The 16,832-nt window shown below is 59.5% G+C and carries 14 protein-coding genes; 4 read left to right on the top strand and 10 right to left on the bottom strand.

The window, feature by feature from the left end; translation table 11 throughout:
* Window positions 1-4: 4 nt before the first annotated feature.
* Together ACVDG9_RS16015 and ACVDG9_RS16010 are read right to left on the bottom strand one after the other, a co-directional pair.
* Window positions 5-721 (bottom strand): HAD family hydrolase, encoded by a 717-nt coding sequence (locus tag ACVDG9_RS16015; protein WP_447238447.1) that lies wholly within the window; start codon window positions 719-721, stop codon window positions 5-7.
* A complete protein-coding gene (locus ACVDG9_RS16010) occupies window positions 718-1,218 on the bottom strand; it encodes a MarR family winged helix-turn-helix transcriptional regulator (RefSeq protein WP_447238446.1) in 501 nt (166 codons plus the stop codon). Before ACVDG9_RS16010 ends, ACVDG9_RS16015 begins: the two co-directional genes overlap by 4 nt.
* A 248-nt stretch (window positions 1,219-1,466) precedes the next feature.
* Between ACVDG9_RS16010 and ACVDG9_RS16005 the strand changes: the two genes are divergently transcribed.
* Complete coding sequence (locus tag ACVDG9_RS16005) at window positions 1,467-2,288, top strand: alpha/beta fold hydrolase (protein WP_447239035.1); 822 nt, start codon at window positions 1,467-1,469, stop codon at window positions 2,286-2,288.
* Window positions 2,289-2,473: 185 nt separating this feature from the next.
* Here ACVDG9_RS16005 and ACVDG9_RS16000 read toward each other — a convergent pair whose 3' ends face one another.
* From ACVDG9_RS16000 to ACVDG9_RS15990, 3 genes are all read right to left on the bottom strand, one after another.
* Window positions 2,474-3,160, bottom strand: coding sequence for a hypothetical protein (locus ACVDG9_RS16000; protein ID WP_447238445.1), 687 nt, complete (start codon window positions 3,158-3,160; stop codon window positions 2,474-2,476).
* Between the two features lie 75 nt (window positions 3,161-3,235).
* Window positions 3,236-5,452 carry an NADP-dependent isocitrate dehydrogenase gene (locus ACVDG9_RS15995; protein ID WP_447238444.1) on the bottom strand — a complete coding sequence of 739 codons (2,217 nt, stop codon included), beginning with the start codon at window positions 5,450-5,452 and terminating at the stop codon, window positions 3,236-3,238.
* 321 nt (window positions 5,453-5,773) lie between these two features.
* On the bottom strand, window positions 5,774-6,076 hold the full coding sequence (locus tag ACVDG9_RS15990) for an EAL domain-containing protein (protein WP_447238443.1): 303 nt from the start codon (window positions 6,074-6,076) through the stop codon (window positions 5,774-5,776).
* Between the two features lie 500 nt (window positions 6,077-6,576).
* Between ACVDG9_RS15990 and ACVDG9_RS15985 the strand changes: the two genes are divergently transcribed.
* Complete coding sequence (locus tag ACVDG9_RS15985) at window positions 6,577-7,389, top strand: RNA methyltransferase (protein ID WP_023000834.1); 813 nt, start codon at window positions 6,577-6,579, stop codon at window positions 7,387-7,389.
* A gap of 9 nt (window positions 7,390-7,398) precedes the next feature.
* Window positions 7,399-8,193 carry a glutamate racemase gene (gene murI, locus ACVDG9_RS15980; protein ID WP_447238442.1) on the top strand — a complete coding sequence of 265 codons (795 nt, stop codon included), beginning with the start codon at window positions 7,399-7,401 and terminating at the stop codon, window positions 8,191-8,193.
* A 195-nt stretch (window positions 8,194-8,388) separates the two neighbouring features.
* Here the strand turns inward: murI and ACVDG9_RS15975 are convergent, their stop codons facing one another.
* Entirely contained in the window at window positions 8,389-10,185 is a 1,797-nt protein-coding gene (locus ACVDG9_RS15975; RefSeq protein ID WP_023000836.1) for an EAL domain-containing protein, read from the bottom strand.
* A 491-nt stretch (window positions 10,186-10,676) separates the two neighbouring features.
* Between ACVDG9_RS15975 and rpsD the strand changes: the two genes are divergently transcribed.
* Entirely contained in the window at window positions 10,677-11,294 is a 618-nt protein-coding gene (gene rpsD, locus ACVDG9_RS15970) for a 30S ribosomal protein S4 (RefSeq protein WP_023000837.1), read from the top strand.
* 85 nt (window positions 11,295-11,379) lie between these two features.
* On the opposite strand, the gene ACVDG9_RS15965 is transcribed toward rpsD, so the two are convergent.
* From ACVDG9_RS15965 to ACVDG9_RS15950, 4 genes are all read right to left on the bottom strand, one after another.
* Window positions 11,380-11,868, bottom strand: coding sequence for a LysM peptidoglycan-binding domain-containing protein (locus ACVDG9_RS15965; RefSeq protein WP_447238441.1), 489 nt, complete (start codon window positions 11,866-11,868; stop codon window positions 11,380-11,382).
* Between the two features lie 186 nt (window positions 11,869-12,054).
* The gene (locus ACVDG9_RS15960) at window positions 12,055-13,029 is read right to left on the bottom strand and encodes a TAXI family TRAP transporter solute-binding subunit (RefSeq protein ID WP_229004258.1); all 975 of its coding nucleotides are present in this window, start codon (window positions 13,027-13,029) and stop codon (window positions 12,055-12,057) included.
* Between the two features lie 28 nt (window positions 13,030-13,057).
* A complete protein-coding gene (locus ACVDG9_RS15955; protein WP_447238440.1) occupies window positions 13,058-15,169 on the bottom strand; it encodes a TRAP transporter permease in 2,112 nt (703 codons plus the stop codon).
* Window position 15,170: 1 nt separating this feature from the next.
* Window positions 15,171-16,826: a sulfatase-like hydrolase/transferase gene (locus ACVDG9_RS15950; protein ID WP_447238439.1), complete on the bottom strand. Its 1,656-nt coding sequence runs from the start codon at window positions 16,824-16,826 to the stop codon at window positions 15,171-15,173.
* Window positions 16,827-16,832: the final 6 nt, after the last annotated feature.

Genomic DNA, 16,832 nt, shown 5'->3' with positions numbered 1-16,832 from the left:
TGAATCAGTTGGCGGCCAGATAGGCCGGCAGATCGGCAACGCTCTCCAGAACGGCATCCGCCAGGGTTTCCAGGTCGTGGCGCGCGCTTGTGCCCGTCAGGACACCGATACAAAGTCCGGCGCCTGCCGAACGGGCCATTTCCAGATCATGCGTGTTGTCACCGACAACGGCGATCCGGTCCAGTGCAAGACCTGTTGCCTCGGCAAAGCCGCGAACCATGCCCGGTTCCGGCTTCGGGCCAAAACCTGTGTCGTAACCCGTGACGAAAGCAAATCGGGGCGCAAGTCCGGTGCCGGCGAGAAAGGCCCTTATGGCCGCTTCGCTGTCGCTGCTGGCAACACCCAAAGTGAACCCGGTTCCGCTCAAGGTCTCGACAGCTTCCGGAATGCCAGTAAGGGGCGCAGCATCATGCATGCAGCCGATGAACACCCGGTCGAGGTCTGCGGTCAGCGGGCCTTCCTGAAAATTAGCACCGCAGGCAATCCAGGCAGCCGCGATTTCCGCAGAGTTGCCAGCTGCAAGCAGAGACCCGGCCGCGGACTTTCCGGTCGCCAGATCCATGCCGGTCTGTTCCAGGAGCCTGTCGGCCAGGGCGCGGTCGCCTCTGGCTGCATGGAGCGAGGTTTCGCGATAGGCCGGTGCCCATGTCGCGTCGAAATCAAGCAGGGTGCCGTCCTTGTCAAACAGGATGGCGGTGATGTTGCCTGTGAGGTTGTTCAAGGCCGGTCTCCCGTGGATTTCAGGTTGGACCGCAATGTGTCGAGGGCGGACTTCAAATCCTCGAAAGCCTTTTCCGAAAGACCGGATGCCTCGGCAACACATTGCGGCACGGCAGCCGCCTTTTCCCGAAGCGCGTTGCCCTTGGCTGTCAGGCAGACGTTGACGACGCGCTGGTCTTCCAGATCGCGGACGCGGGAGACAAGCTCCATTGCTTCCAGGCGCTTAATCATCGGTGTCAGCGTGTTGTATTCCAGGCTGAGCGCGTCGCCGATATCCTTGACCGTCCTCTCGTTTCTGCGCCAAAGCAGGGTCATCACCAGATACTGCGGATAGGTGAGGCCGAGCTCTTCCAGCAAAGACCGGTAAAGGTGATTGAAGGCCAGATTGGCCTCATAGACGGCAAAACAGAGAAAATCGTCGAGATCTCCGCCCAAGGCGTCCGGGCCAGCGTTCTTCAAGGGCTTCGAGGCGCCTTTGTTTTCAGTGCGTTCTGACATGAAACGTTCCTAAGCAGCATTTTTTTTCTTGGCAAGCGTTGACAGAGCGAACTTGCCGATACATATACATCGCACACGATTAAATCGTGTGCGAGGTAAATGGAGATCATCCGATGGGAAACAAGATCGTTGGGCCGCAGGTCAACCGTCGCCAGGCGCTGATTGGCGGCGGTGTCCTTGGGCTCGGTCTGGTGATGGCACCGAAGTTCGGTGCCGCAAAACAACTGCTTGAACAGGAGAATCTGAAAATGACGACTTTCACGACATCCGATGGCGCAGAGCTTTTCTACAAGGACTGGGGGCAGGGGCAGCCGATCGTCTTCTCCCACGGCTGGCCGCTGTCGGCTGATGCCTGGGACGCACAAATGCTGTTTTTCGGCCAGAACGGTTTTCGGGTGATTGCCCATGACCGCCGCGGCCACGGCCGCTCCAGCCAGCCATGGGACGGCAACAACATGGACCGCTACGCGGACGATCTGGCCGAACTGATCGAGCATCTGGATTTGAAGAACGTGATCCTGATCGGTCATTCCACCGGTGGTGGCGAGGTTGCCCATTATGTCGGCCGGCATGGCAATGACCGGGTCGCCAAAGTCGTTCTCGTCGGTGCTGTGCCGCCGCTGATGCTGAAAACGGCAGACAATCCGGACGGCACGCCGATGGAAGTGTTCGACGGTATTCGCCAGGGGACCGCCTACAACCGGTCGCAGTTCTTCAGGGACCTGACGGTACCTTTCTATGGTTTCAACCGCGATGGGGTCGACACCAATCAGGGTCTGCAGGAAAGCTTCTGGCTGCAGGGCATGGCCGGCGGCATCAAGGGTCAGTACGACTGTATCCGCGAGTTCTCGGAAGTCGACTACACCGGTGACCTGAAGGCCATCAAGGTGCCGACGCTGATCGTGCATGGCGACGACGACCAGATCGTGCCCATCAAGGCTTCTGCCCACCGGGCGGCGGAAATCGTCGACGACGCCACCTTGAAGATCTATGCTGGCGGCGGCCACGGTCTTGCGCAATTGCAGGCCGAGGAGTTCAACAACGACGTTCTGGCATTCATCCGCGGATAAGCGGCGTCGGTAAAAAAGGGCGGCTCGGTGAGCCGCCCTTTTTCGTTGCCAGCCTCAAATCGTCTCCCCGCACGGAGCGCAGCAAAGTTACAGGCCCGGAACTGCGGCTCGGGAAGGTCAACTAAGGCAACCGATCGTCATAAGCCCCGGGATGTCCTGCACCCAGGCAATAGCGCTTTTCGGGGCTAGTGTCTGACTGTTGCCCCACGCTCGTTGAGAAGCAGATCGAAGAGAAACGGCACATTCATGGAGCCGAAACGGCTTGCGCGTGCGACACCTTCGTCGGAGATCTCCACAATGCCGAACATCTTGTAGAGGCGGAAAAGATAGTTCGAAGACTGGTCCAGATCGAAATCGTAGCGTGGATCGGAAAAGAACATCCGGAACGTGTGCAGCGCCTCGAGCGGGAAACCCGTGTGATGCTCCCGCAGATTGTCGAATTTCGTGCAGAAGTCTTCCAGCGTTTCCCTGTTGCCATCCAGCTCTTCCATCTGGATGCGCTGGGCGATTACAAAGTCGGCGATATGTTCCTTGCCGTAGTCGGTCAGCCCGCGCTCGACCACAAGCCCCTGCATTTCTTCGGGCAGGGGCTTTTCCGTGGTCCTCATGTAGCCGAGGTGTTCCAGGCGGGCATAAAGTTCGTTCGTGACGCTGCCGGGCCCGGTCAGAAAGACTGGTTCGTGCTCATCGTCCATGAGCTGTATGGCACCGCGCAGGGTCGAAAAATCGCCATCGCTGAGCGCATGCACCAGAAAACTCGTGTCCGGCCACCATTTGGCGGATTGAGGGTCGTTTGTTGCCGAGAAGAGGGTGAACTCTTCCCCGGCTCCATTCCGGACAACCGGCTGATGGTTCTCGTTTTGAAGGGCCATTTGAAATGAGCTCCCTGGCGCAAAAAAGAGGGCGGCCGGAGCCGCCCTACTTCTACCCAAGGGTGTATTCGCAAATCAACCGATAATGGCGTTGAGCGTTGCGCTCGGACGCATGACGGCGTTCACCTTTTCCTGCGGGGCATGGTAGTAGCCACCGGTGTCGGCGGGTGAACCCTGAACGCCGTTGAGCTCGGCAACAATCGCATCTTCCTTGGCAGAGAGCGCTTCGGCGATCGGTGCGAAATGCGCCTTCAGCTCGGCGTCCTTGTCCTGTGCGGCCAGTGCTTGTGCCCAGTAAAGCGCGACGTAGAAGTGGCTGCCGCGGTTGTCCAGGCCACCGACCTTGCGGGACGGGGACTTGTCGTTGTCGAGGAGCTTCTCGACGGCCTTGTCAAGCGCGTCCGCCAGAACCTGTGCCTTGTCGTTGCCCTTGACGTTCGCCAGGTGTTCCAGCGATGCACCGAGGGCACAGAACTCGCCCAGGCTGTCCCAGCGCAGGTAGTTCTCTTCCATCAGCTGCTGAACGTGCTTGGGAGCGGAGCCGCCTGCGCCGGTTTCGAAAAGACCGCCACCGTTCATCAGCGGAACGATGGACAGCATCTTTGCCGAGGTGCCGACTTCCAGGATCGGGTAGAGGTCGGTCAGGTAGTCACGCAGCACGTTGCCGGTGATGGAGATCGTGTCTTCACCGCGGGCGATACGCTCGGTGGAATACTTCGCCGCATCGGCCGGAGCCATGATCTGCAGGTCGAGACCGGAAGTGTCGTGTTCCGGCAGATAGGCTTCCACCTTCTTGATCAGTTCCGCGTCATGAGCGCGGGTCTTGTCCAGCCAGAAGACGCCCGGCATGCCGGACAGGCGGGCGCGGGTGACGCCGAGCTTGACCCAGTCGCGGATCGGGGCGTCCTTGGTGCGGCATGCGCGCCAGATGTCACCTTCTTCAACGGCATGTTCGATCAGGGTGTTGCCGGCGGCATCGACGATGCGGATGGTGCCGTCAGCCGGAGCCTTGAAGGTCTGCGGATGCGAGCCGTATTCCTCTGCCTTCTGGGCCATCAGTCCGACGTTCGGCACGGTGCCCATCTTGGCCGGATCGAGCGCGCCGTTTTCGCGGCAGAAGTCGATCACGGCGGAGTAGACGCCGGCATAGGAGCTGTCCGGGATCACGCACTTGGCGTCGCCTTCCTTGCCGTCCGGACCCCAGCCCTTGCCGCCTGCGCGGATCAGGGCCGGCATGGAGGCGTCGATGATGACGTCGGAAGAGACATGCAGGTTGGTGATGCCCTTGTCGGAGTTCACCATGTACATGGCCGGGCCGTTGTCGAGAGCGGCCTTGATGTCGGAATTGATCTCGGCGGCCTTGTCGGCCGGCAGCGTGGCGACCTTGGCTTCCAGATCACCGATGCCGAGGTCCGGATTGACGCCGAGCTCGGCAAAGGTTGCGGCGTGCTTGTCGAAGACGTCCTTCAGGAACGCCCGCACACAGTAACCGAAGATGATCGGGTCGGAGACCTTCATCATGGTTGCCTTCATGTGCAGCGAGAACAGGATACCCATGTCCTTGGCATCCTGGATTTCCTTTTCCAGGAACGCGAACAGCGCCTTGGCGCTCATGTAGGTGCCGTCGACGACGTCGCCTTCGTCCAGGGCAAAGTCGCCCTTGAGAACCGTTGCGGTTCCATCCTTGCCGACGAATTCGATCTTCGCATTGCCCGCGGAGCCGGCAGAAACGGTCACCGACTTTTCGTTGGAGAAGAAGTCGTTTTCACCCATGGTGGCGACGTGGGTCTTGGAAGACGGCAGCCATTCACCCATGCGGTGCGGGTTCTTCTTGGCGTATTCCTTGACCGCTTTCGGCGCGCGGCGGTCGGAGTTGCCTTCGCGCAGCACCGGGTTCACGGCAGAGCCCTTGATCGCGTCATACTTGGCCTTGACGGTCTTTTCCTCGTCCGTCTTCGGCTCGGACGGATACTCAGGCAGCTTGTAACCCTGGGCCTGGAGTTCCTTGATGGCGGCGTTGAGCTGGGGCTGCGATGCCGAGATGTTCGGCAGCTTGATGACATTGGCGTCCGGCTGCTTGACCATTTCGCCGAGGACGGCAAGATCGTCGGACTGCTTCTGTGCGTCCGTCAGATACTCGGGGAAGTTCGCCAGGATACGGCCTGCGAGGGAGATATCCTTGGTACCGACGGTCAAACCGGCTGCCTTGGTGAAGGAGCGGATGATCGGCAGGAACGAGGCGCTGGCCAGTTCCGGTGCTTCGTCGACCTTGGTGTAGATAATGTCGGCCATGACAGTCACATTTCCTAGCGTTCGAACATTGGTCAAAGGAGTGGTGCGGGGCCGCTCCCGATGAATTTCGACATGCGTATACAATTGTACGCAATCAATTGAAAGCCCTCCGGAAGGCGAAGGGTGTGAAGTCCGCAGGTGTTCTAGCAAAGCCGCTGGAAAAGGCAATCAGGAGTGGAGGGATCGGCATCGGCCATGGCCTGATTTGAACCGGGCAGACCGGCGTTCCGGCGGAGGTTGGCCGGCAGTTATGGGCGATCTGCCGGAGCTTTCCGATCGGGCCCGGAATATCCATTAGGCTGACGGAAAGGACCGCCCGCGTCAGGCTGACTTGCGAACGAGGAAGCCTTGCAGGTCGACAATGTTCATTGGTTTGCTGAAGGCATATCCTTGAACGTAGTTGACACCGAGCATGCGCAGCTTGTTGATCGTATCTTCCGTTTCGACCCCTTCGGCAAGGGCTTCGATGCCGAGCCCGTGTGCCATGTCGACGATTGTCTTGATCAGCTTGAACTGCTCCGGATTGCTGGACAGCGGAGAAATCAGGGCCCGGTCGATCTGAACAAATCTGGCCAAGGGTGTAAGCGTGGAGACGCCGAAGATAGTTAGCAGAAATGTAGGCATAACCTTCGCAGCAATACCGGAACTGGTATCGGAAAAAACAAATAACGCGGCAAATATCAAGCCAAAGACAGTGATCACAAACCGGAGCAACAACTTGTAGCCTGCAAAACGAAACTGAAGATTCTTGTCCGGTGTGATCTGCATGTCAGGTTTGTGCTTGAGTGAGAACCTAAAGACGAAGATTTACCGCTAAATTTAATTGCGGTGCGGAATATTTACGATAATTCGCAACTTTTCAGGGTGGCGGCGCAATGCATCGCCACCCGTTCAGTTGAATGTAAACGCTCTAAATTTCTTGTGTTGTGAATATCTTTCGTTCCTAGCCTGATTGCTTTGAACTTTTCAGGACTTGGATTTGGAGACGGGGGCCGTGAATACAAGCGAAACGCGTAAGTATGTGCTCTAATTGAAGTTGAAGCAGGATTTACAGCAGTCATTGAATTAGAAACGCGCACAATGCAGCTTTCCAATCCTGCTAAGAAACGCTAAATCCCCGCTTCATGAGCAAGAATGCACACATCAGAGACGAAGCCCGCGCCGTGACGGCCAAGCCGCCGGCGGTGATCCTTTGCGAGCCGCAGCTTGGCGAGAACATCGGCACGGCGGCAAGGGCGATGGCGAATTTCGGTCTGGTGGACCTGCGGATCGTCAATCCGCGCGACGGTTGGCCGAGTGAGAAGGCAAGAGCCGCGGCAAGCCGGGCGGATCATGTTATCGACAAGGTGCAGGTTTTCGACAGTGTCGAGGCGGCTATTGCCGATCTGCAATTCGTCTTCGCCACCACGGCCCGCTCGCGCGAAGTGCCCAAGCCTGTGCGGGGGCCGGATGAAGCTGCCAAAAAATCCGTCGAACTTGGAGAACAGGGTGCCGCGACCGGATATTTGTTCGGCCGAGAGCGCTGGGGTCTCAACAACGAGGAAGTAGCTCTCGCCGACGAGATCGTCACGCTGCCTGTCGATCCGGATTTTGCCTCGCTGAACATTGCGCAGGCAGTGCTGGTGTGTGCCTATGAATGGCGCAAGACCGCGACGTCCGGCGCATTGCCCTTTATCCTGTCGGAAGAAGTGCATCCACCGGCGAAGAAGGACGAAGTGCTGCGTTTCTTCGAGCACCTGGAAGGGGCACTCGACAAGGCAACCTTCTTCCGTCCGCCGGAGCGGCGGCCGCATATGGTGCGCACGCTGCGCAACATCTTCCAGAAGGCGGAGTTGACCGACCAGGAAGTGCGCGCGCTGCGCGGTGTCGTGGCCTCGCTGGAAAAACGGGAAACGCGACCGCGCAAGGACAGATCAGGTTCAGGCAGCGAAGAATAGAGGCAGATCTTGCAGGGTTCGGGGCCGGTACTCTTTTTCGATTCAGGTCTTGGCGGGCTCACGGTGCTGCGCGAAGCGCGATATCTGCTGCCTTATGAGCCGCTCCTTTATGTCGCCGACGATGCGGCCTTTCCCATCGGCCGCTGGCCGGAAGTGGAATTGAAAGAACGGATCGTATCCCTTTTCGACGATCTGATTGCCGAACACGGCCCCAAGGCGGTGGTGATTGCCTGCAATACAGCCTTCACGTTGGCTGGAGACGCGCTGCGCGAGGCGCACCCGGATGTGCCTTTTGTCGGCACTGTTCCGGCAATCAAGCCGGCGGCGGAGCGCACTTCATCCGGGCTGATCTCGGTTCTGGCAACGCCGGGCACGGTGCGCAGAACCTATACACGAAGCCTGATCGAGAGTTTCGCCAGCCAGTGCCATGTCCGGCTTGTCGGATCGGACAAGCTGGCGGAACTGGCCGAAAAACATCTGCGTGGCGACACCGTCTCCGACGCAGACCTTCTGCCGGAAATCTCTGACTGTTTCCTGGAACAGGACGGCAAGCGAACCGACATCGTCGTGCTGGCCTGCACCCACTATCCGTTTCTTGCCAACCGTTTCCGCAGGATTGCTCCCTGGCCGGTCGACTGGCTGGATCCGGCGGAAGCCATCGCCCGCCAATTGGTCCGTGTTCTGGGGGAGGGGGCTGCAAGTGAACCTTCCCGCCATCTGCCAGATCGGGCGGTCTTTACCTCGGGTACGAAGGATGCGGGGGTGTCACGGCTGCTGGCCGGGTTTGGCCTGGTGCTGGACTGATTGGCAGCGTAGTCGCACGGGCCTTTTTCCCTGGCCATCGGTCGCACGGATCTTTCCGCGAACCGAGTCACACAGCAGCGCAAGGCATCATCCCGAACGTGCCCTCCTTTGAGAGGTGCGCTCAGAGCCGTGTCCCGCCGGTCAGGTGAGAACGTGCAACGTGTTCCCTGAGAAGTGTAGAAGTGTGGCTTGGCCTCACGCAGCCAGGCATTTGACGGCCAGGCCGTCGTCGGAGCGCTTGGCTGCGCGCTTCAGTTCCATGATCTCGTGGTTGAGCGTATCGGGATGCAGCGTCAGGCCCTTGGGCAGGCTGAGGATCGATATGGAACACTGCAGCAGCGGGAACTGCCGCGTCGTGCCGAAGCGGTCCTGGGCTTCGATGAAGCCGCGTTCCCGGTGTTCAGGCTCATAGAAGCTTTCGACATCCAGGCGGAATGCACGTTTCAGCGCCAGCATGCGCGCAGCAACATCTGTCTGGTCGACATTCTGGAAACCGGCGAAGAAATCGTCGCCGCCGATATGGCCGTAAAACGTGCCTGACCCCGAAATATGGCGCTGCAGCAGTTCGCTGAACAGAATGATCGCCCGGTCGCCCTGGCGATAGCCATAGGTGTCGTTGAACGGCTTGAAGTTATCGAAGTCGAAATAACACATGTGCCGGTCGTACGTGCCCTTGCGCCCGCTTTCGGCAATGAACCTGGAAATAGCGCCATTGCCCGGCAGGCGGGTCAGCGGGTTCTGGTCCTGCGCTTCCTGAAGACGCTTTTCGTGAATGATCTTCAGAAGAGAGGTGGCTGACAGGAAACCGGCATAGCGGAAGTTCTCGGTGATGATGATGCCATCCGAATTGATCGAGGAGGCAAAGGTCACCAGCAGCATGTCCGCATTGGAATCAATGTCGGCGATCGGGCAGGCGCGCACAAAAGAGCGCAGCGGGAAATCGAGGGCTGCCTTGGCATCGTCGTCGTCCGGTGCGCCCGCATAAAGATAGGCCTTCAGGTCGCGTTCGTGGATCAGGCCGCGCGGCTCGTTGTTGGCATCCACAACCGGAACCACACTGGCCTCCTGGTTATGGACCACCATGTCGAGCAGGTCGTTCATGGAAGCGTTCGACTGGATGGTCGGTACCTTGATCAGCTCGTTGCGAATCCGGTCCAGCTCCTCCCGGCGCTTGCGGCCGACACCCGGCGCGCGCACATGGTCATAAAAGAGCTTGGCGGAAGAAGCTTCCTGGAAGGGCTTGGCGACGAAGTATCCCTGGATCAGGTCGCAGCCGGCTTCCCGGCAGGCCTTGAACTCGCTCTCCGTTTCAACACCTTCGGCAATCACCCTTGCGCCCAGCACGTGCGCCAGGTTGGCCACCGTGGTGACAAACAGCTTGCGCCTGGCGTCGCAATCGATGCCGTTCAGGAAGAAACGGTCGATCTTGACGTAGTCGGGCGACATGTCGTGCAGCAGACGCAGCTCGGAAGAGCCCCGGCCGAAATCGTCAAGCGCGATCAGGAAACCCAACTGGCGCAGGTCGTTGACGGCGTGGTGGGTAACGTCGGTGAAGGTCTGCTGGTGCCGCTCGGAAAATTCCAGACAGATCTGGTTCACCTGCAAGCCGGCTTCCGCCACAAGGCCTGCCAGCCGCATGCGCGGATCGTTGTCCTGGCCGAGGTCGCGTCCATCCAGCTTGAAATAGAGTTTGGTGCCCTGGGCGATCTTCAACCTGCCGAAGCGGTTCATCGCCTTTGCCAGAAGATGGGCCTCCAACTGGGGCAGATATCCTTCGGCGTGGGCAAAATCGATCAGTTCGTCAGGAGATTGCGCACCGACAAGATCGCAGTTCCGGATCTGGGCCTCGTAGCCGTAAACAACACCGGTGCCGATATCGACGACCGGTTGAAGGGCATAATCCAGTTTCGCCAGCGTGTCCTTCGGCGTACGACAGAGCAAGCCGGGCGCTTCCGGAACTGTCTGAAGAACTGGTTGACGATTCGCTGACATTCTAGATCCTATTGCCGAGGTCCGGCCGATAAGCTTCCGTTGTTTGATGGGGTCTCGGAACAGTCCGTTGCACTGATATTATTCGCTATGGTTGCAACGGCGATTGCATAGTGAAAAGCTGCAATTAAAAATCTCTAAATGTATGCATTGTTTTCCCCATTTTGTGGACGCTACGTCATAAATTATGGCAACGAATTCCATCTGAACCGTTAAATATGCCTGCTTGTCCGACAAAATAAGCAGAATTGGCCGGGTTTGGCGGGTCTTTTCCGAAGCGGACCGGGTGCCCGGATTGACATTTCAAGGCTCTGCCTGTATCTCCGCGCGGTCCGGCAGACAATGTCTTCCGGATCTACGCACCCGTGGGCATCCGGCCGGCGCCGTCTAGCCGGGTCCCTGTCGATCTGACCTTTCCGTCGCAAGACGGGTTGTGACGATAAAGGAGGGCGCGTTTCCTTTTAAATAACAACGCGAATTCAAAGGAAACCGCGATGTCGAAGCGCCATAGCGTTAAGTACAAAATTGACCGCCGGATGGGCGAAAACATCTGGGGTCGTCCGAAGAGCCCGGCCAACAAGCGTGAATACGGCCCGGGTCAGCACGGCCAGCGCCGCAAGGGCAAGCTGTCCGACTTCGGTGTTCAGCTCCGCGCAAAGCAGAAGCTGAAAGGCTACTACGGCAACATTTCCGAAAAGCAGTTCCGCAAGGTTTATGCTGAAGCGTCCCGTATGAAGGGTGACACTTCCGAAAACCTGATCGGCCTGCTGGAGCGCCGTCTGGACGCCATCGTCTACCGTGCGAAGTTCGTCCCGACCGTTTTCGCAGCACGTCAGTTCATCAACCACGGCCACGTGAAGGTGAACGGCAAGCGCGTCAACATCTCGAGCTACCAGATCCGTCCGGGTGACGTGATCGAAGTTCGTGAAAAGTCCAAGCAGCTCGCCCTGGTTCTGGAAGCAACCCAGTCCGCAGAGCGCGATGTTCCGGATTATATCGACGTCGACCACAACAAGATGACCGCGACCTACTCCCGCGTTCCGGGCTTCTCTGACGTACCGTACCCGGTACAGATGGAACCGAACCTGGTGGTCGAGTTCTATTCGCGCTAATCAGCGCCGAATACGGTTTGACGGAAAGGCCCGCCTCTGGCGGGCCTTTTTTTTGCCGGCCTTTGTTTGCAACGAATGCCGGGCGTCAGATGTCGTTTCGCGGTATTCGAAGAACCTGACCCGGGAAAATAACGTTTGGACTGCTCAGGATGTGCTGGTTGGCATCGAAGATCGGCTGATAGTCGCTAGTGCCATACTGGTCTTGCGCGATCTTTGTCAGGGTATCGCCCGACTTCACCGTGTAGGGCTGCCAGCCACCGTATCCCGCCAGGATCCTGGGGCCGAACAGGACAGGGATGACGACGGACGGGCCATTTTCGTTGCCGGTGTCGTCGGCCAGGGTCAGGAACAGGCGATTGAGTTGAAACTGGTTGGTGTCCGGGATATCGATAAATCCCTGAAACTGCTTGAGGCCGAGTGAGCCTACCTGGGTAAAGGAGGCATATTCGTCGTGTCCTTCGGAAACCCGAATGCTCAAGGTTCCTTCGAATGCGGTCGCATTGCCCGCGATCAGTATTCTTGATCCCACCAGATCAAACGGCTGTGGTTGCTGAATATCCAGAGTTACAGTCATATCAATACCTTCCGCGTAAAAAGTCTCAGGTATCTTCCGCTGCCCCCAGCCGGCTTTGACAAGGGTACAACGTTTTGGCGGAAAAACGATAGATGCAACTTTACCGGGGGTCTGCGCTCACGGCTGGAGACCCCCGGTCTTGGTGGATTTGCCGGGCCGCATTTCGTCGGTCAGGGCTAACGCCGGTTATTGAACCCCGATTTCCTTGTAGTAACGGGCAGCGCCCGGGTGGAACGTGGCTGTGCCGAGTGTCTGTGCGGCATAGTCTGGCGACAAGGCCTTGGCCCAGGGGGCATCGGTTGTGATGCTGCCAAGGTTTTCCCAGAAGGCCTTGGTGATCCGGTAGACGAGTTCTTCGTCAAGGTCCGCACGCACACCGATCCCGACAGCCGTGTCGTTGGACATGACCGGACCGTCATTCACCTGGTTCTCGTAGAGACCTGCCGGAATTTCAGCCCGCTGGCGGAACTTGCCGAGGAACTTGTCGACCTCTTCACCCTGATCGTCTTCCGGCCCGATGAAGCGGACTGTCTCGGTTTCGGTGAACTGGATGAACTGCTGGCACGGGTCGATGCAGCCGTTGACATACATTTCCACCTTGCCGTCCAGGAAGGACTGGAAGCCGGTTGCCCAGTTTGCCTTGATGGCGTCGTAGTCCTCGCCGGCGACAAGTCCGGTGGTGGCCTCGATCCAGCCCTTGGCTGCGTTGTACGCACCGCCACCTTGCGGTCCGAGGAAGACCGTTGCACCTTCGATGTCATCCAGAACGGTGATGTCGCTGTCACCACGAACGGCGAAGTGATACTGGCCGTAAGGGAACCACATCAGCACCTGCACATTCTTGGCAAGTTCCGGGGCTTCCGGCTCGTTCTTGTACATGGCCGCACCGTTGCTCATCAGGATGTGGATGGTGGGTGAGATCATGTACATGTCGAGATTGCCGCGAGCGGTTTCCATCTGGTGCAGCGTTGCCGCGCCGCCGCCTGCGACTTCGATGGAAACATCATCGAGCTTGTCCGTCACGATGTTGGCGAAGGTCGCCATGGTGATTGCCTGACCGAGGCTTGGCTCGATGGTCTGCATCTTGAGCGTGGTGTCTTGAGCCGACGCAGAGCCGGCCAGCATCAGGCCCGCAAGGGCTGTAAAGGCAAATCGTTTCATTCCGTCCTCCCGTGGAAAATTGCTCTTTTCATTGTGATGGATTGGGCGCGGCGGCTGGGCTTCGGTGCCGCATTGCGTGAAAGGCGAGGTCTGCCAGGATCAGAACCGCGGCTGCACCGGCAATGGCCACGTGCGGCACCAGAACCAGCAGGCCGAGGCAAATGCGCAAAATACGCTCCCAGTACGGCAGGCGCCCCCGGTCAAACCCGGCTAAAGCGGAAGCGATCGACCACATGGCGAGCGCGAAAGCGGCGATGATCCAGAAGAATGCTCCCCAGGAGACTGTTGCGAGATCGACCATCGCCTTGCTGTCCGGCGCGCCGGTGCCGAACCAGGCGAACAGCACCTGCAGCTTGTAGAGAACCGCCGGGTGATAGACGAAGACAAAGGGGATCAGGAAGCCGGCAATGCCGATCCGGGCCGCTTCGAAACCCGTGCGGATCGGGTCGGCCCCGGCAATCGGGGCGGCGGCAAAGGCGGCGAGCGCAACGGGCGGGGTAACCGTGGACATGACCGCAAAGAAGACCACGAACAGGTGCAGCGTCAGTTCGGGGATACCAACCGCATCAATGCCGGAAGAGAGCGCGATCACGATGATGAAATAGGTTGCGCCAGGCGGCAGACCCATGCCGAGCACGATGGCGCCGAGGGCAACGACCACCAGTACGAGCGGCAGCGGCCCGCTGGCAAGCTGTGTCAGCAACAGTGCAAGGCGACCGGCAAAACCGGACACCTGGATCAGGCCGACGATCAGTCCGATGGCCGTAACGATGACGACGATCGTAGCCGCCATGCGACCCGCGTTGACGAACGCCTGCCAGAGACGTGTGCGGGACCGGAATTCGCTGAACAGGACCAGTGCGGAGACGATGGCGGCAACAAAGCCGTAGAACCCCGCCTTGGGTACGGACGGCTGGCTGAACAGGAAATAGGTAAGTACACCCAGTGGCACGACAAACACGAGGCACTGCACCCATTCCTTGCCTGTCAGCGGCGGCCGTTGCTCTTTCGGCAGGGCCCCGATGCCAAGACGCCGGGCCTCGAAATAGACCGTCAGGAAGGTGGCGAAGTAGAACATGATCGCGGGCAGGATGGCGGCCACAACGATGTAGCGGTATTCCAGCCCGATCTGTCCGGCGACGAAGAAGGCGACAACCCCCATCACCGGCGGCATGATCTGACCGCCTGTGGAAGCGGCAGCTTCCACAGCCCCGGCAAAGGCCGGCTTGAAGCCGGATTTCTTGATGACGGGAATGGTCATCACGCCGGTGGAGACCACGTTGGAAATCGCGGCGCCGGAAAGCGTGCCGAATAGGGCGGAGGAGGCGACCGCCGCGTGAGCGGCACCGCCGACGAGCCCGCCGGTGAGCCGGTTGGCGATCTTCATCAGCAGGTCGCCCGCGCCCGAGGCCATCATCACCGCACCGAAAACGATGAAGATCAGCACGCTGCCGGAGACGACCTGCAGGGGCTGACCGAACTGGCCACCGGTCTGGGCCCAGAAGTTCAACACCATGGCGCGAAGGCTCTGCCCGAATGTGGAGTCGGATCCGGCCAGAATGCCGGTCCAGTCCGGCAGGTAACCGCGAATGAAGAAATAGACCACCCAGAACAGGCAGAAGGCGACGATGAAGCCGCCGAACATGCGCCAGGTCAGATAAAGCGTAATGGCGGTGGCGATCGGGAACATCACGAAGTCGATGGGGCTGGCGCTTGGCAGCGCACCGCCGTCAGTCGCGAAGATCTTCAGCATCCAGGACACAAAGGCGGCGAGCGCAAGCAGCGTCAGCGCCCAGTTGAGCCAGCGCCAGGCGCGGCCCCGGTGCAGTGTCAGCAGACAGATGGCAAAGGAAAAGACGATTGGCAGGCCGATGATCAGCCCGGTCGGCAGCAGGAAGGATCGTTCGAACGAGCGGTAACCAGCCCCAAGCCAGTGGTCGCGAAGCAGAGCGCGCTGATCGCGGCGCGACAGTTCATCGAAGCCTTGTGTTGTGGTCTCGATGAACCAGCGGACAAAATCCGTGATCGGGCCGGAGGCCGCATAGGTAACGATCACGAGCACGAAAAGCACGGCGAGACAGTCGGCAATCCACTTGTCGCTGCGGGCAATAGCCGGGGTGTCGCCTGTTGCCGTGCTCACCTCAACGTCCTCCCTTTTCGGGCGAAACATGATCCTGCAGGGCAGGGCCGCGATAGGCCTCGGTCAGTTCCTCCGGCACTTCCGACCCATCCTTCAGGAACGGAAGAATACCGCGCCGGGCGGACTTGCCGCGCATGGCGGCGATATCGGCATCCGACCGCGTCACACGCTGCGACATACGCCGGCCCCAGCGGGCCAGTAGGTCGTACATGCGGGCGATCTCGGCTTCATGGCCGTCGGCCTTGGCCAGATCGTGGAATTCTTCCGGGTCGTTCTCAAGGTCGAACAGCATCGGCCGGAAACCGCCTTCGGCATGGATCAGCTTGTAGCGGCCGTCGAACACCATGAAGAGACGGGCATCCTTGGTGCTGACGCCAAGGGAAGCGCACATGGGGGTGACGGAATAGTCGTATTCGCTGATGACCGCCTCTCGCCAGTCGGGCGTCTTCCCGCGCAGCCAGGGGCTCAGACTGCGGCCTTCCAGAATGTGACCGGCTTCGACCCCGCCTACAGCTTCCAGAAATGTCGGGGCAAGGTCGATCGCCTCCACCAGTGCGTCGCAGGTGGTGCCTCTTGTGGCATCAGCTTCGGACCGCGGATCGTAGACGATCATCGGGATCTTGACCGAAGGCTCGTGGAACAGGTCCTTTTCGCCGAGCCAGTGGTCCCCGAGATAATCGCCGTGGTCGGAGGTGAGCACGATCATCGTGTCCTCCATCCGGCCGGTCTCTTCCAGGTAGTCCAGGAGCCTGCCGAGCTGGTCGTCGCATTGCTTGATCAGGCCCATGTAGGCGGGGATGACCTTCCGGCGCACATCTTCCTGCTGAAAGGCGGCCGCAATCTTGTTGGCCATGAAAGCCGCGTAGACAGGGTGGGCGTTGTCGCGCTCGATATCGGCGCGGATCGCAGCGGGAACGTGGTTCTGCCCGTACATGTCGTGGTAGGGCGCCGGTACGATGTATGGCCAATGGGGCTTGATGTAGCTGACATGCGCGCACCAGGGTGCAGTTGCCTGTTCGATGAATTCGATCGTGCGGGTCGTCAGCCAGGGTGTTTCGCTGTCTTCCTCGCGGATATTGGCGGGCTTGTCCGCATTGTCGAACATCCAGCCGGACGCCTTCTCGCCGTTTTCGACGCCGGCGTTGGCGAAATCCGCCCAGGGGTTCTCTCCCGCATAGCCGCGGGACTTGAGGTATTCGTTGTAAGGCGAACGTTTTTCGTCATAAAAGCCGTCCGGCCCTTCGCCCCAGAGACCGTCGTCCCGCACCCAGACATCAAATCCGCACTCGGCCTGCCGGGCACCGATGATGCTGTCCGGGGACAGCCCCAGCCGGGTCATCCCTTCCGTATCCACCTTCATGTGCGTCTTGCCGATAAGCCAGCAGTCCATGCCGGCCTTGCGCAGGTGATCGCCGAGCGTGTGTTCGCCGACCCGGAGCGGGTAGCCATTCCACTGTGCCCCGTGGGAGGACGCATAGCGCCCGGTGTAGAAGCTCATCCGGCTGGCGCCACATATGGGGGATTGCACATAGGCGTTGGTAAAGCGCACGCCCCTGGCGGCAACCCGGTCAAAATTCGGTGTTTGCAGATAAGGGTGTCCCGCGCAGCTCAGATAGTCGAAGCGCAGCTGGTCGTACATGACGAACAGGATATTCACTCAGAT

It is taken from the genome of Roseibium sp. RP-7, assembly GCF_053005225.1.
The sequence above is the reverse complement of the archived record's forward strand: the minus strand, read 5'-3'. Positions and strand labels throughout refer to the sequence as shown.